Raw genomic sequence first — 14,260 nt, 5'->3', positions numbered from 1 at the left:
CGGAGCGGCCTAAAGGCCGCTTTTAAATTCCGCCTTTCGGCGGAATTCGCCCCGAATTCGCCTGACGGCGAATCAGTCGTGGTTTCTGATAATCGCCTGACGGCGATTATGTGGGCGTGGCGAATTCCCCTTTCGGGGAATTCATGTGACGGGTGGTTGGAGTGTTCGCCCCTTCGGGGCGGGAATTCCCCTTCGGGGAATGAAAGAATTCGGGGGTGGGATGTGCGGCCGCCGTTGGCGGACGCGGGTGCGAGTGCGGCCCGGTCGGGGCCGGGTGTATCAACGTGACTGCCTGTCGGTCTTTGGTTCCTAGGGCCCCTACCGGGGCCAGGGACAGACGTTGACGGGGTGTCGGGTACGTGTGGAGCCGGACCCAGGGCCGCGCGTTGCACGGCCCGTCGCGGTCCCGTTCCTGACGGCCTTTCGGCCGCAATTCCCACACCGCTTGAATTCCCCGGAATTCCGAAGCCGGCCGAGCCAATTCCCGAGAAATGCAATTCCCCTACGGGGAATCACCAGAGCCGCACGAGAATTCCAGAACCGGCACCACAGAAATACGCCCAGAATTCCCGGCCGCACGCCCTGACGGACGCTCACACACCCATACGTGAGCCACACACCAACCCATGCGACATGACGTCAAACCTGACGATGCGTCATGCGAATGCGGAATTCCCCACCGGGAATTCCCAGCCCACACCGCCACCACCAAACCCCACACCACCAACCCCCGGCCCCACCACGCCGGGCCCACCAGCCCGGCCCCCACCCACACCCCACACAGCACAACGCAGCACCCACCACCGGCACCCCAACACCACCCCAGGCCGCCACCACACGCCCCGCCCCACCGCGCCGGGCCCCTCAGCCCGGCGCCCCACCACCCAGGCCCAGCGCAGCGTCCCACCGGCCACGCTCCACGACGGCCCAAGACGCGGACACAGGCGCCCAGGCAGGGGCAAGCCGAACCACCCGCCAACTACCCCCACCCAAGCCCAGGAATGAGAGGAAGTCAGAACGAACCGAGGCCAGCAAACAGCCTCTGACCAGCAGGAACGCCATACCCACCGAAGCTGACCCGCAAGTGATAGTGCAAGAGATAGTGCAAGGAAAAGTGCAAGTGATAGTGCAAGTGATAGTGCAAGCGACGATCAAGACGAGTATGATTGTGACTGTTGGCCCGGCCGGAGCGGCAACTCCGGCCCGCACGCAGGCCCACCGAAGGAGTCACGTTGGCAGTCACGAAGTCCCGCAAGCGCCGCACGAGCAGCGCCACCCCGGAGCAGCGCGCGGAGTGGGACGCGATCCGGGAAGCCCGTGTAATGGAGCTCAAGTCGGAGTTTGACGAGGCGGTTTCACGTCTGGTCACTACCGAGGCTTGGGGCGCGATGTTGGAAGCCGCCGTCAGGCTGCACCGGTACAGCTTCCGGAACATGCTTCTGATTTTGAGTCAGTGCCCGCACGCTACCCACGTCGAGGGGTTCCGCGAGTGGATCAAGCGAGGCCGTGCGGTCCGGAAGGGTGAGCGCGCGCTTTGGATTCTCGCCCCTATGACGCGGCGCGCGAGCGCGACCGAGGCCGCCGCCGACAACGGTCAGGCCGCACCGGCCGCCGAGGGCAACGAGGAGCGCCGGGTTTTCTTCGCTCCCGTGAAGGTGTTCGACATCTCGCAGACGTACCGGCTGGACGGGGAGCCGGACGCCGAGCCGATCAACCGTGCTCCGCAGTTGGAGGGCGAGGCCCCCGCGCTCATGTGGCCGAGTCTGGCCGCCTACGTCGAGGCCCAGGGTTACGCCCTTGAGCACGGCGAGACCGCGCCCGCCGAAGGCTGGACGGACCCCACCACGCGCACCGTGCGGATCAGTGACGCACTGTCCAACGCCCACGGGGCGCAGGTGCTCGCCCACGAAGCCGCCCACATCGCGTGCGGCCACCTCGAAACCAGCGCAGCCGAGTACCGGCAGCACCGGGGCCGGATGGAGACCGAGGCCGAATCCGCCGCCTACGTCGTGTGCCGGGCGTTCGGGCTGGACGCCGCCGCCGTGTCGGTCCCCTACGTGGCCGGATGGGCAGGCAAGACCGCCGACGAGGTTCAGCAGACGATCAAGGACGCCGGAGCGCAGGTGATCAAGGGCGCACAGGCCATCTTGACCGCGCTTGCCCCGGACACCGAGCCCGAGCAGTAGCCGACCGCCCCACCAACCGCCGGGGCCCGGCAAGCCGGGCCCCGGCCCCCTCCAGAGGACACCGCCGTGAAGCTCACCACCACCCAGCACCGCGCCATCATCGACAGGGCCGGAGGCCGCATCCAGGCCCGCCCGAACACGCTGGAATCTCTGGTCAGGCTCAAACTGGCCGAGCAGCGGACCCAGTACGACACCGGCCGCCCCGTACTGCGCCACATGCTCACCGAACAGGGCCGCGCCGCCCGCAACGAACTACGCGCCGCCCGGAACGCCGAGCGCGCCCAACGCGGCGAACTCCCCGCCCAGTGGGCGACACCGGGCGTACGGATCTCCACCCCGATGGGGCGCGGCACGGTCACCGGCCGGACCTACCACCCCAACGACGACAGCCACGCTCTGACGTTCCAGTTGGACGACCGCCCCGAGGGCGAATGGAACGTCATCACCGCCACGTCCCCCCATCTGCGCCGACTGTGCGAACGCTGCGACACCGTCGGCGACGACTCCCTACCCCCCAGGGGCGGCCTGTGCGGCTTCTGTGCCGCCCAGGACGACGCCGCCGACCAACCGGCCCGCCCGTCCGGCACCAAGCCCGCACAGGGCCGCCCAGAGGCCGGCCGAGCCCCCCAACTCCCCACCGAGAGGACCCCCGCCATGCCCACGCAGCAGCCCCAGGACCCCACCGCCACCCCGAAGCCGACGCCGCTTACCGACCAGGCCCGCCGACTCGTGGCCGAGGTCACGACGATGACCGGCAGCAGGCCCGACGTGGATTGGGCCACCCTTGACCGACTGGACGACATGCCCGAAGACGACGCCGTGAAGGCACTCGACGCGATCATGGGACCGCTCATGTCCGACTGAGCACGGTCAATATCCACAGGGGAAAACCGCAGGTGAGGGGTTGTGGGCAAGCCCCTAATTGAGTAGCATTATGACTGTTGGGCCGAGGGGGGCGGCAACCCTCCCCGGCCCAACGGAACAGCCCATCAACCAAGGAGCACACACCATGCGTTTCCCCGAGGCCACTAACACCGAGCGCGCCACGCGAGGCGCCGCCGCCGTCACCACGTTCGCCAACGCCGTCGAGCTGCACCAGCCGCGCGCCCTCCAGGCGTACGTGGCTTCCGCGATGTTCGCCGCAGAGCGGCACGCCCAGACGGCGGGCAGCACCAGCCCCGCCCAGGACATCAAGAACGAGATCTGCGACGAGGCGTTCGCCAAGTTCGCGGACGTCGTGGCCGACGTCATGCACCACCTTGACGGCGCTTGCCAGGCTCACGGTCTCGTCTCTGCCGCATGGCACCTGTACGACGTCCACAGCCACGGCCACGACGCCGAGGTGATCATGATCTCCGACGCGCCCGACACCGGAGACGCCGTCGATCTGCTCCGCTACCTCTGCCACGCCGTCGACGCGTTCAAGGGTGACCCGCTGGCGGTCCTGGCCAGCGGACTCAGCGCCTTTGAGGAGGAGGCCGAGGCCGAGCGCGTCATCCAGGTCCGCAAGGCGCGTCAGGACCGCCTGAACGGCTAGCCAGCCACACCACCGGGGGCGCGGGCGGCAACCCGCGCCCCCCTTCCAGCCCACCACCCCAGGAAGGGACACGGCACAAGTGCCCAGCAGAGACCAGCGAGCCGCCGACGCTTTCCGAGCCCTCACCGCCGCGCTCGGCCCTGGAACCCATCACATCGCGGTCAGCGCCCACGTCCACGACGCCCCCGCGATGACATCCACCGCCATGATCGAGGTCACCGCCGACACCGAACCCGCCATGCCGTCAGTCGAGTTCAGCGACACCATGGCCGAGACCGTCATGGGCACGTGCGGCATGCTCATTGCCCGCACCTACGGCCCCGCGCTCACATTCACGGTACGCGGCTGGTACATCCAGGCGGGACGATTCCACCCGATGACGGCCGACGAGATGCGGCAGACCCACCGCACCGCACCGGACGGCCGCATGCGCGGCCCCGAGCCCGGAGTCACCTACGCGGCCGGACACCCCCTCCCCCACCCAGTCCGCGCCTAGCCCCCAGCCAGCCGCTGTGCGACCCGCGCCGAGCGCGGGCCGCACAGCCAAGCAGAAGCCCCGCCGCGGAGTTCACCACGCGCCCACGCCGCCGCCACGTCACGCCGGACCACTCCAGGCCGAACGGCACGAAGCGGCGCCGAGGAGCTTCCCCATCACCGCACGGGCCAACTGAGCACCCCGCGCGAGTCCCCCGCTCGCCGGCCGAAAGCGCCGGCGGGCCGGGCCCGCCCACACCCCACCCGCGACAGAGGAGACCCACCATGCCCGCCGTAAACACCGCCACCCCCGTCCCCGAGCAGACCGCCCCCACCATCCGGCCGGGCGTGCCGCTCCCCGGCACGCCGGTCCGGGGATGGGAGCCGTTTCCCTGGTACGACGGTCCCGCATTCCTCGTCGTCGACGACGCGACGTTCCACGTCCGCTACCGGCAGACCATCACCGGAGACGGATACCCGGTACGTCAGTACGTCGGCCACTGGCCCGAGACCACCGGCAAGGACGTGCGCAACTGGCTACGCGGCAGCCTGCGTTTCTGGGGATGCAGCCAAGCCGCCGTCACCGACGACGGGACGCTCTACTACCGGCAGACCGAGCGGCACGCCGCACTGAGGTTCGACCCCGACCCCGCATCCGGCGTCCTGATCACCGTCCCCGACCGACAGCTCACCGCCGACGCCTACCGCTTCACCGGCCCCGGCCAGAGCCCGCAACTGTGGACCCCGGCCACGCTGCGCGCCGCCGTCACCCACGCCACCGCCCCCGGCGTGATCGACTGGCCGGACGGGTGGGCCCACCTCATGCCGGACGGCAGCGTCAGGTTCGCCCGGCAGGGGTACCCGTGGAGCGCCGCCCCGGAGTACACCGCCGAGCCCACCGAGGCCCCCGCCGACTGGGGACCCCAGTGCGCCGAGTGTGGACGCCACGCCAGCGAGCACGATCCGGAACGCGGAGTGTGGGGCACCCCGTGCGACGGATTTCACAACTAGCCCCAGGTCAGGGCAATTTGATGTTGCCCTGACCGTCGCATGTGAGTATGATTGTTAACGTCGGGCCAAGGGGCGGCAACCCCCGGCCCGACAGCTCCAACCCACCACCGCGCGGGGCGGTCGGACCACCGGCCGCCCCGCCCGAAACCCGAGGAGTCACATGACCAGCGGTCCCGCCACCGGCCCCGCCCAGCCGCTCAGCCTGCCGCCCGAGCAGTACCGCGAGCGGCGCGGCCACGACTTCTACCCCGACCCCGAAGCGCTGGCCGCCATCCCCGCCCTGTACGCGTCGGACGACACCCCGGCCGCCGACCAGATCATGCACCTGCACTACACCGGCGGTCTGGCCGAGTGGTACGTGTCCGAACTGGACCCGAGCAGCGGACTGGCGTTCGGCTGGGCCCGGATCTCCAACGGCGAGTGGGGCAGCATCTCCCTGGCCGAACTGGAGCAGGTCACCTACGGCGGCGGCCTCATCGTGCGCGACCTGGCGTTCACCCCGACCCGCGCGGGCGACATCCCCGCAATCGCCTCCGGCCGCTGAGCACCCGGTGCGGGCCCCGGCCCCCGGGGCCCCCACCCCTCCGAACCCCTGCGCCGTCCGGCAAGACGGCGCAGGCTCACCCCAGCCCACCAGGGAAGGAACCCTATGAGCGACAGCACGCTCTCCCTGTCCGAGGTCACCGCGCACATCGCCGCGCACGCGAGCGAGGCCGACCTCACCCGCATCGGCGAGGTGATCAAGGACCGCCGCAAGGCTCTTGGGGCCATCGCCGCCGCCAAGGTCACCGTTGGCGCCGAGGTCGAGATCGTCAATCTCAGCCCCGCCGACTACAACGGCAAGCGCGCCACCGTCCGATCGATCACGCAAGGCGCCGCTACGTTGCAGTTCAACACCGAGTCCACCAGCGAGCTTCGGTTCGCCCGCAGCCGGAAGATCAACGTTCCCGACGGCGTCACTGAGTGGACCCCCACTGTGTGGTTCCCCCTGTCGTGCCTGCGCGTCATCGACTGACCGCGCCTCCAGCGTTGCCGCCCGGCCGTCACGAGCCGGGCGGCAACGCCCCACACCCGCCCCGGCACGAGCGGCAACCCGTGCCCGCGCACCCGCCCACCAGGAAGGTCACCCATGTCCGAGGTCACCGCCGAGCAGGCCGGCACCCCCGCCACCGAAGCCGCCGCCCACTTCGTCACCCGTCACGGCGAACTCACCGCCGCACTCAGACTCGCCGAACTCGCCGCCACCAGCCGCGGGACCATCCTCGCCGAGACCCGAGGCCGCGCCGTACTGCTCCGCGCCCAGGACTACGAGGCCGCCGTCACCGTCACCTGCCCCGCCGAGCCCGCCACCGCCGGGCGTACCTGCCTGGACTTTGCCGAACTCAAGCAGACCCTCGCCGCCGCCGCCGCAGGCGAGCCCAAGCGTGCCGCCGCCGAGTCCCCCGTCACCATCGACGGCGCGCAACTGTCGACGGCGCAACTGTCGGTGCCACTGTCCGCGTACTGCGTCGATACGTTCCCGGTGCCACCGCCCACCGCACCGCCCGCCGCCACCGTCGAAGGCCCGGCATTCTTCCGGGAACTTGCCCGCGTACTTCCTGCCGTAGGCGTCGACCCCGCCGAACCGGCACACACGATGGTGCGCGTCGAGCTGTCCGGCACGCTGCTACGGCTCGCCTCCACCGACCGGTACCGGATCGCCCTGGCCGACCTACCGGCCCAGCCCTGGGACACCGCCGACGCCGTCCCGACGCGCACCGCGCTCCTGCCGACGCGCGTACTGGCCAAGGTCGTCAAACAGCTCAGCACCTACGCCGGGCCCGTCGCTCTCGGCATCACCGCCGACGAAGCGGCCCCGCTGGTGGCGCTCACTATCGGCGCCACCGAGGTCACCATCCACGCGACCAGCGCCGCCGCTTTCCCCTCCCCGGACACGCACATGCCCACCGAGCGACACCATGCCGTCACCATCGACCGGGCGTCCATGCTGCGCGCGGCCCGAAAGGCGCAGGCCCTGACCGGCACCCGGAAGGCGCAGGCCGGAACCGGGGGGTACCAGTTCGTTGTTATCCGCTGGGACCACGAAGGCGCCGTGACACTAGCCCCCTGGTACGGGCCTCAGGAGCAGGCGCGGGTGCGCGGCGGGTCGGTCACCTCCGAGGTCAAGGACGGGGCCGCCGCCGACCTGTCCGGCCGGGCGCTGCTGCTGACCGGCCGATTCCTGCTGAACGCCCTGGACGCGTTCGCCAGCCAGACCGTCACCCTGCACCTGGCCACCGCCGAGGCCACCGGCCTGTACCTGTCCCCGGTGCTGTTCACCGAGACCGACGCCATCACCGGCCAGGGATACCGGCACCTGATCAAGCCCGCCCTCGTGGACTGGCCGCCCGCCTGATACAACCGCCCCGCCCGACCGGCGGGACCACAACTAGCCGCAGGTCAAACCCCCGTTTGAGTTGCCACACCCCCCGTTGCCGAGTATTATTATGAGTGTTGGACGGCGGCAACCGGACCGACACGCCACCACAGAGGGAGCACCACATGCAGGACACCCAGCGCCCGAGCGGCTACGCCTGGGGCAGCACCAGCGGCGGCGAGTGGCTGACGATCGCCGGAAGCCACTGGAACGCGCCGGCACTCACCGAGACCCCGGAGCAGGCGCAGCGCCTGTACCCGGCGGCGGACACCCTGGCCCGGGTGGAGCGCTGGACGCACCCGGGCGTCGAGAGCGGCCGGGCGTTCAAGATCCTCGACATCGTGAAGTCGGACCCGCAGCGGCCGACCGAGTAGCCCCCGCTCACCTGCCGGTCCGGGGCGGCAACCCCGGACCGGCATCCCCAGCCCACCACCCGCCGAAGGAGTCAGCATGACCGCCACCGCCCAGACCCCGCCCCCCGCTTACGCCGACCACACCACCCCGGACGGCACCCCCGTCCGGCACCCCAATGGCCGCACCGGCGTGGTCGACGGCCGCCAGGAGATCGACGGCCACCGCACGGTGCGGGTCCGGTACGACGTGCCGGTGCGCTCCCCGTTCGGCGGGGAGCACGGCCACGGGTACGCCGAGGTCGGCACCGCGCGCATCCTCGCCCCCGGTGAGGCGCGGCAGGCCAGCGACGACGAAGCGCTGTGGGGCGAGCTGGACGCCATCGCCGCCCGGCCCGGCGTCTGCGGGCCGCCGCTGACGCACCAGCAGCACCAGGCCGCCGCGCGCTACCTCGCCGACCGCTACGGCAGCTCACCGACCTTCCGGGGTGACCCGCAGGAAGCGTTCCGGTACTACGCGGTGAGTTCCACGTGGGACGTGATCAACGCTTTCCGGTTCGCCCGCACCCGCGCCACCGACTGACGCCCACCCGCAACGCCGGTGCCGGTCCGGGGCGGCAACCCCGGACCGGCACCCCCGGCCCACCGCTCACCACCCGACGAAGGAGTGCCGGCATGGCTCCCCGCTGGATAGCCTCCACCCGCACCGACAAGGGCCGACGCCTGGTCATGGCCGATGCCGCCGCCGACTTCGCACACCTGGCGTGGGCGGTCGCGGACGGCATCGGGGATGACTGGGAGCCCGCGGACGCCGCCGCCCTGGCAGCGGGCACCGCCCCGTACGCGGCACTCAGCGGAGGAGCAGCGTGCGGGATCGCCGCCGCCCGTGCGGCTTTGCAGGACTACTACGACGGGTGCCCGCGCGGGCAGGAAGGCGACTGCGTCATGGTGTGCGCCGTGCCGATGGCCGAGCGCCACGGCGGCGGTTTCGATGTGGCATGGGTCGGCGACTGCCGCGCCTACGTCGTCCAGGACGGCGCGGCCCGGCAGGTCACGCAGGACCGGACCGAGGGCGAGCGACTGCGGCACTACGCCGATCCCTACTGGGCGACCATCGCGCCCAGCTTCGACCACATCGTGACGACCAGCGTGCTGCGCGACGAGCCGATCGACTCCGCCCGCATCGTCGGCCCGGTGCAGCGGCTGATGCTGTGCACGGACGGGATCACCAAGGTCGTCCCCGCCGCCGACATCGCGCGCATCCTCACCGCCGACATCCGCCCCCGCCACGCCACCCGGGCCCTGGTCGACGCCGCCCGCTCCCGCCGCAAGGGCACCGACAACATCGCCGTCACCGTCATCGAGCCCCGGGAAAGCACGCGCCCCGTGGCGGAGCTGTCGCCGCCCCGGCGCCCCGCCGCCCCTCCCCCACACAAGCCGGTGCCCGTCGACACCTTGTTCTGACCGGCATCCGACCCGGCGCGGCACAGCCCCGGACGGCCGTGCCGCTCCCTCCCTCACCGTTTCCTCCCTCCCAGAAGGACGCCGCATGTTCACCGACCTACCCGACATCCTGGCCCTCACCGGCGCCGTCGCCGCCGCGCTGGGGCCGGAGTGGAGCACCGAGCCCTACCGCCCCTGGAACGACCCGCATGCCTATCTGCTGCGCCACAGCGACGGCCGGACCATCCGGTTCCATGTCAGCACGCTGCGAAGGGACTACGGGCGCCTGCACGCCCAGGGGATGACGCCCGAGTCCTTCGCTCCCGGCGACGCCAGGCCGTACATGGCCCGAATCGACTTCGGGCACATCACCATGGCAGGCACCAAGGCCGCCCCCCAGGTCGCGGCCGAGATCGCCCGCCGCCTGCTCCCCACGGTCACCGCGGCGTACACCGCGTGGCATAACGCGGTACGCCGGGCCCAGGACGAAGACGCCCGGCGCCGCGAAGTCGCTGAACAACTCGCCGCCATCCCCGGCATGACGCGCCCGAGCCGCCGCTTCGGCAGCGGGGACTACGACCACGACCCCCGATGGTTCCTCCGCTGGGACGCCACCCCGCGCAGCGCCAGCGGATACATCCAGGACGAGGCGGGCGCCACCGTCGCGGTCGACATCGACGCCGCAGGCGGGAAGGTCTCCATCCAGGCGTTCGGCCTCTTCCCCGACCAGGCCCACCGCGCCCTGCACGAATTGGTGCACCCCCAGTCCGCACCGTCGCTGCGGGAGTTGTGCGACCGGATCGAGGACGCCGCTCAGGAGGGATTCCCCCTCAGCACCGAGGACCGCGCCGCAATCGCACACGCCCGCAATCCGCGCACCGACGACGGCCAGGACGACACCTTCGGCACGGTGCCGCTCCGTCAGGTCCTCCGCAACCTCGCCGCGCGCGCCGCCTGCCACCGCTACGGCCCGCAATGAACCATTCGTTCGCGCCGCCCCCATCCCCAGGACTCCAGGAGGAAGCCCCGTGCCCCGACCCCGCCGGCCCCGCAGCGCCGACGCGTTCCCGTACGACTTCAGCCCCAAGACCAGCCCCGACGTCTTCACCGCAGCCGCCGACGCCCTGACCGCGCGCGGGTGGCAGCAGGGCGAGACGTTCCGCATGCTCCCGTCGCGTGTCCGCGCCGACGAAGTGTGCCTCGCCCCGATCGTCGGTGATGTCGACGTCCCGCCCGGCAATAGCGAAGCCGAATGGCGCGACCAGGAGCACAAGAACGAGTGGTACCACGCCGCCCGCCGCCTGGCCGCCGCGATGAGCGAGGCCGGATGGAGCTCCTACGGCACCACGCAGCAGGGAACCAGCTTTCGCCGCAATGCCGGGCCGCTGGCCGATTCCGTCCCGGAATCCGCCGAGTTGGCCGCCGCGCCGCCCGGCGCTCCCGTCCGGCTGGCCGCCATCGCCGCGGAAGTCGGGGTCAAGGACGGCGACCTGGACGACGCGATCCGCGAAGCCGCCCACGAGGAGGCCGCCGATGCCTACAACGGCGGTGCCCGCCCCGAACTGGACGACGACGGGGCGCACCGGGCCGTGCACGCCGACGCCGAGCGGCGCGCCGCCGATATCAACAATGCGGGGTTGGGTGCCCAACTGGGCTTCCTGTATGCGCAATGCGCGAGCGAGGCCGCGTTCCGCTCCCTGCTGACCGACCTCTTGCCGAGTTGATCGCACTCCATCTATCGAGTATGATTGATACCGTTGAGAGGGGGCGGCAACCCCCTCCCAACAGACAGCCCACCATGCAAGGAGCACTTGTGAGCGAGACCCAGACCACGCCGACCCCCGCAACGGGCACGACCCTTCCGGTCAGCGTGTTGCAGGCCAACCCGAAGAACGTCCGCAGGAACCTGCGGCTGACCGACTGGCTGATCGAGTCGGTCCGGGAGAACGGCGTCAAGATCCCGATCGTCGTCCTCCCCAGCTCGATCGGGTACGTCGTCACCCAGGGCCACCGCCGCCTGGCCGCCGCCGAGCGAGCTGGCATCGATGAGGTTCCGGTCTTCATCCTCGACCCCGAGCGGCGCGAGGAGGGCGAGGACTACATCGACCAGGTCATCGAGAACGCCGGGGAGGGACGCGAGCCCCTGACTGCGCTGGAGCAGGCCGACGCCCTGTTCCTGGCGGAGCAGTCCGGGATGAGCCGTACCAAGGTCGCCAAGCGCACCGGCCGGACCAGGAGCGAGGTGGAGAAGGCCGTCACCGCCTCCGGGCAGATCGGCACCGCCACCCGTGGCACGCTTGCCGGGCTGACGGACTACGAGTTCACCCTTGACGTGCTGGCCGCGCTCGGTGAGTTCGACGAGGACCCGGCGGCTGTCGAGCGGCTGATCGACGCCCACGGCAACGGCATGTTCGAGCACCAACTCGTCCGCGAGCGGATCGACCGGGCCGACGCGCAGGCCCGCGAGGCTAAGCGCGCCGAGCTGGAGGCCGCCGGGATCACGGTCGTGGACGACCCCGACACGATGCCCGAGGACTGGGCCTATGTGGAGGAGATCACGGACGGCCGGATCACCGACGAGGAGCACGCCGCCTGCCCCGGTCACCGCGCGATCTGGAACGACGACGCGGGCCCGGCCGTGGTCGAGTTCGTGTGCACCGACCCCGACGCCTTCCACCGGCCGCCCGAGCCGGAGCCGCAGGCCGACGAGGACCCCGAGGGCACCACCGGCGACGAGGACAGCACCGGCGACGAGGTGGACCAGGAGGAGGATGAGGCCGACGACCGGCAGGACAGCGCGCCGGCTCCCGCGGCGTGGCCGTCCGCGCCGCGTCGCGACGAGGTCGCCTACAAGCTCAAGTTGGAGGGCAACAAGGCGTGGCGGGCGGCTGCGGCAGCGCGCCGTGACTGGCTGCGCGAGCTGTTGATGCGCAAGACCGCGCCGAAGCCGGTCCTGCGCTGGGTGGTCGAGCAGACCTATCGGGCGCCCAAGCCGGTGCAGGTGTGGACCGGGGACGTGGCCCGGGTCGCGATCCTGGCCGATCTACTGGGCCGCGACAAGCAGTCCGGCGACCGCACCGAGTGGATCGACCCGAACGCCACCCCCGGCCGCCTCGCCCTGCTGATGCTCGCCCCCTACGCGGCCGCGTTCGAGAAGCGCATCGAGGCGTCCAACGTGTGGCGCACCGACAAGCCCGAGTGGGACACCCCCGACATCCGCCGCGACGCCTGCACGTGGCTGACGTTCCTTTCGGAACTGGGCTACCCGCTGTCCCGGATCGAGCAGGCCGTCATCGCTGATGAGGCGTACACGCTCGAAGCGGAGAAGGAGCAGGACGAGATCGCGGCAGCGGACGACGGCTCGGACGGCGAGCAGCACCAGGCCGACGACGACGGCGACGGCGACGAGGCGTAAGCCCCACGGGCCCGGCGTCCCTGGTCACCGGGGACGCCGGGCCAGCCCCCGGGGCCGACGAACGGTCGGCCCGTCTGTCAGCCTCCCCCGCCCTTGCCCTCTGTGAGGTCTTCCATGTCCACGCCCACCCGCGCGCCCGAGCGGATCGCCCGCGCTGCGCTGGCCGCGTTCCACGCCCCCGCCGAGCTCACCGCCGACCTTGTCGAGTACGGCGCCGTCGACCTGTGGGACCGGCTGTCCCGCACCGACACCACCGGCCGCCTGGCCCGCTACGACGCCCGCGGCAGCCTGCTGTCCGCGCTCGACGTCGCCGCGTTCGTCTTCCCCGGAGACGACGACTGGCCCGCCGCCCTGGACGGCATCGGGCCCGCCGCCCCGCTGGGGCTGTGGATGCGCGGCACCGGCAGTCTGCGCCAGCTGTCCGCCCGCGCCGTGGCAGTCACCGGCAACCGGCACGCCACCCGCACCGGCCAGCAGACCGCCGCCCACCTCGCGGGCAACCTCGCCGAGGCTGGGCACACCGTCACCGCATCCCTCGCCTACGGGATCGATGTCGCCGGGCACCTCGCCGCGCAACTCACCCCGGCACCGACTCTCGCGGTCCTGCCCTGCGGGCTGGACCTGCCCCATCCCCACACCCACGGCGACCTCGCCCGGACGGTATCCGGCGCGGGGGGTGCCGTCGTCAGTGCCTTCCGCCCCTGTACGGCCGCCAGCCGCGCCACGCTCAAGGTCACCGCCGAACTCACCGCCGCCCTGACCCGCGCCGTGCTCCTGGTCGAAGCCATGACCCGGACGCCCGCCATGGAGACCGCGAACGCCGCCATCGCCCTGCACCGACCCGTCTTCGCCCTCGCCCCGCCCGACGACGACAGCGCGGACCGCACACACCCGATGCGCGGCAACGCCCTCCTCCTGGCCCGAGGGCAGGCACGCCCGGTCACCAGGGCCGCAGAGGTCACCGCCGCACTCACCGCTCAGCCCGCCGAGTCCCCGGTGACCGTCGCGCAAGCCCTCACCGTCGTGGCCGACCTGATGGACATCGACGCCAACCGGCACATCCCGCTGCGCGCCATGGTCGATGACCTCGTCCGCACAGCCGTGTTCGGCTCGTTCCACGGAAGCGCTTTCGGGCACGAGTGGGCCCGCCTCGCCCGCACAGAGGGCCGGGCCGCAGCCGAAGCATGGAGCGCCTCCCTGCGGGACCGCTGCGCGGAGGTGATCGCGCTGCTGCGCCCGTACTACGACGCGGCACTCACCAGCGACGCCGTCCGCGCCCTGGCCAAGCGGCACACCGCCGCCTGAGTCCCGCACCGGTGCCGGGCGGCGTCCACCGCCGCCCGGCACCCCACCCCCCCACGCCGGATATGTGAGGGGCCGGCCCAGGGCGCCGCCCATGCCGGCGCCCCCAGCGCCCGAAACGCCCAC

15 protein-coding genes are annotated in these 14,260 nt (G+C 71.6%); all 15 read left to right on the top strand.

The annotated features are described in order from the left end of the window. Positions 1-1,232 precede the first annotated feature (1,232 nt). The 15 genes from ACIP98_RS29265 (at position 1,233) to ACIP98_RS29195 (ending at position 14,137) form a co-directional block, all read left to right on the top strand. Positions 1,233-2,186 carry an ArdC-like ssDNA-binding domain-containing protein gene (locus tag ACIP98_RS29265; RefSeq protein ID WP_401978814.1) on the top strand — a complete coding sequence of 318 codons (954 nt, stop codon included), beginning with the start codon at positions 1,233-1,235 and terminating at the stop codon, positions 2,184-2,186. Positions 2,187-2,252: 66 nt separating this feature from the next. Next, positions 2,253-3,050, top strand: coding sequence for a hypothetical protein (locus tag ACIP98_RS29260; protein WP_401978813.1), 798 nt, complete (start codon positions 2,253-2,255; stop codon positions 3,048-3,050). A gap of 145 nt (positions 3,051-3,195) precedes the next feature. After that, complete coding sequence (locus ACIP98_RS29255) at positions 3,196-3,723, top strand: hypothetical protein (protein ID WP_401978811.1); 528 nt, start codon at positions 3,196-3,198, stop codon at positions 3,721-3,723. Between the two features lie 79 nt (positions 3,724-3,802). After that, positions 3,803-4,219 carry a hypothetical protein gene (locus ACIP98_RS29250; RefSeq protein ID WP_401978809.1) on the top strand — a complete coding sequence of 139 codons (417 nt, stop codon included), beginning with the start codon at positions 3,803-3,805 and terminating at the stop codon, positions 4,217-4,219. A 263-nt stretch (positions 4,220-4,482) separates the two neighbouring features. Continuing rightward, entirely contained in the window at positions 4,483-5,208 is a 726-nt protein-coding gene (locus ACIP98_RS29245) for a hypothetical protein (protein ID WP_401978807.1), read from the top strand. 160 nt (positions 5,209-5,368) lie between these two features. After that, on the top strand, positions 5,369-5,752 hold the full coding sequence (locus tag ACIP98_RS29240) for a DUF2958 domain-containing protein (RefSeq protein WP_401978806.1): 384 nt from the start codon (positions 5,369-5,371) through the stop codon (positions 5,750-5,752). A 105-nt stretch (positions 5,753-5,857) separates the two neighbouring features. Next, complete coding sequence (locus ACIP98_RS29235; RefSeq protein WP_401978805.1) at positions 5,858-6,223, top strand: hypothetical protein; 366 nt, start codon at positions 5,858-5,860, stop codon at positions 6,221-6,223. A gap of 114 nt (positions 6,224-6,337) precedes the next feature. Continuing rightward, on the top strand, positions 6,338-7,603 hold the full coding sequence (locus tag ACIP98_RS29230; RefSeq protein ID WP_401978804.1) for a hypothetical protein: 1,266 nt from the start codon (positions 6,338-6,340) through the stop codon (positions 7,601-7,603). 146 nt (positions 7,604-7,749) lie between these two features. Then, a complete protein-coding gene (locus ACIP98_RS29225; RefSeq protein ID WP_401978803.1) occupies positions 7,750-7,998 on the top strand; it encodes a hypothetical protein in 249 nt (82 codons plus the stop codon). Between the two features lie 76 nt (positions 7,999-8,074). Continuing rightward, complete coding sequence (locus ACIP98_RS29220; protein ID WP_401978801.1) at positions 8,075-8,557, top strand: hypothetical protein; 483 nt, start codon at positions 8,075-8,077, stop codon at positions 8,555-8,557. A gap of 92 nt (positions 8,558-8,649) precedes the next feature. Further along, positions 8,650-9,438, top strand: coding sequence for a PP2C family protein-serine/threonine phosphatase (locus ACIP98_RS29215; RefSeq protein ID WP_401978799.1), 789 nt, complete (start codon positions 8,650-8,652; stop codon positions 9,436-9,438). A gap of 85 nt (positions 9,439-9,523) precedes the next feature. Continuing rightward, positions 9,524-10,396, top strand: coding sequence for a hypothetical protein (locus ACIP98_RS29210; protein ID WP_401978798.1), 873 nt, complete (start codon positions 9,524-9,526; stop codon positions 10,394-10,396). 49 nt (positions 10,397-10,445) lie between these two features. Then, entirely contained in the window at positions 10,446-11,141 is a 696-nt protein-coding gene (locus ACIP98_RS29205; protein ID WP_401978797.1) for a hypothetical protein, read from the top strand. A gap of 89 nt (positions 11,142-11,230) precedes the next feature. Continuing rightward, on the top strand, positions 11,231-12,832 hold the full coding sequence (locus ACIP98_RS29200; RefSeq protein ID WP_401978795.1) for a ParB/RepB/Spo0J family partition protein: 1,602 nt from the start codon (positions 11,231-11,233) through the stop codon (positions 12,830-12,832). A gap of 114 nt (positions 12,833-12,946) precedes the next feature. Continuing rightward, the gene (locus ACIP98_RS29195; RefSeq protein ID WP_401978793.1) at positions 12,947-14,137 is read left to right on the top strand and encodes a DNA-processing protein DprA; all 1,191 of its coding nucleotides are present in this window, start codon (positions 12,947-12,949) and stop codon (positions 14,135-14,137) included. The last annotated feature ends 123 nt before the right edge of the window (positions 14,138-14,260 follow it).

Source organism: Streptomyces sp. NPDC088354 (genome assembly GCF_044753585.1).
In the GTDB taxonomy this organism is placed as follows: Bacteria; Actinomycetota; Actinomycetes; order Streptomycetales; family Streptomycetaceae; genus Actinacidiphila.
This window is presented reverse-complemented; position numbering and strand designations above follow the sequence as displayed.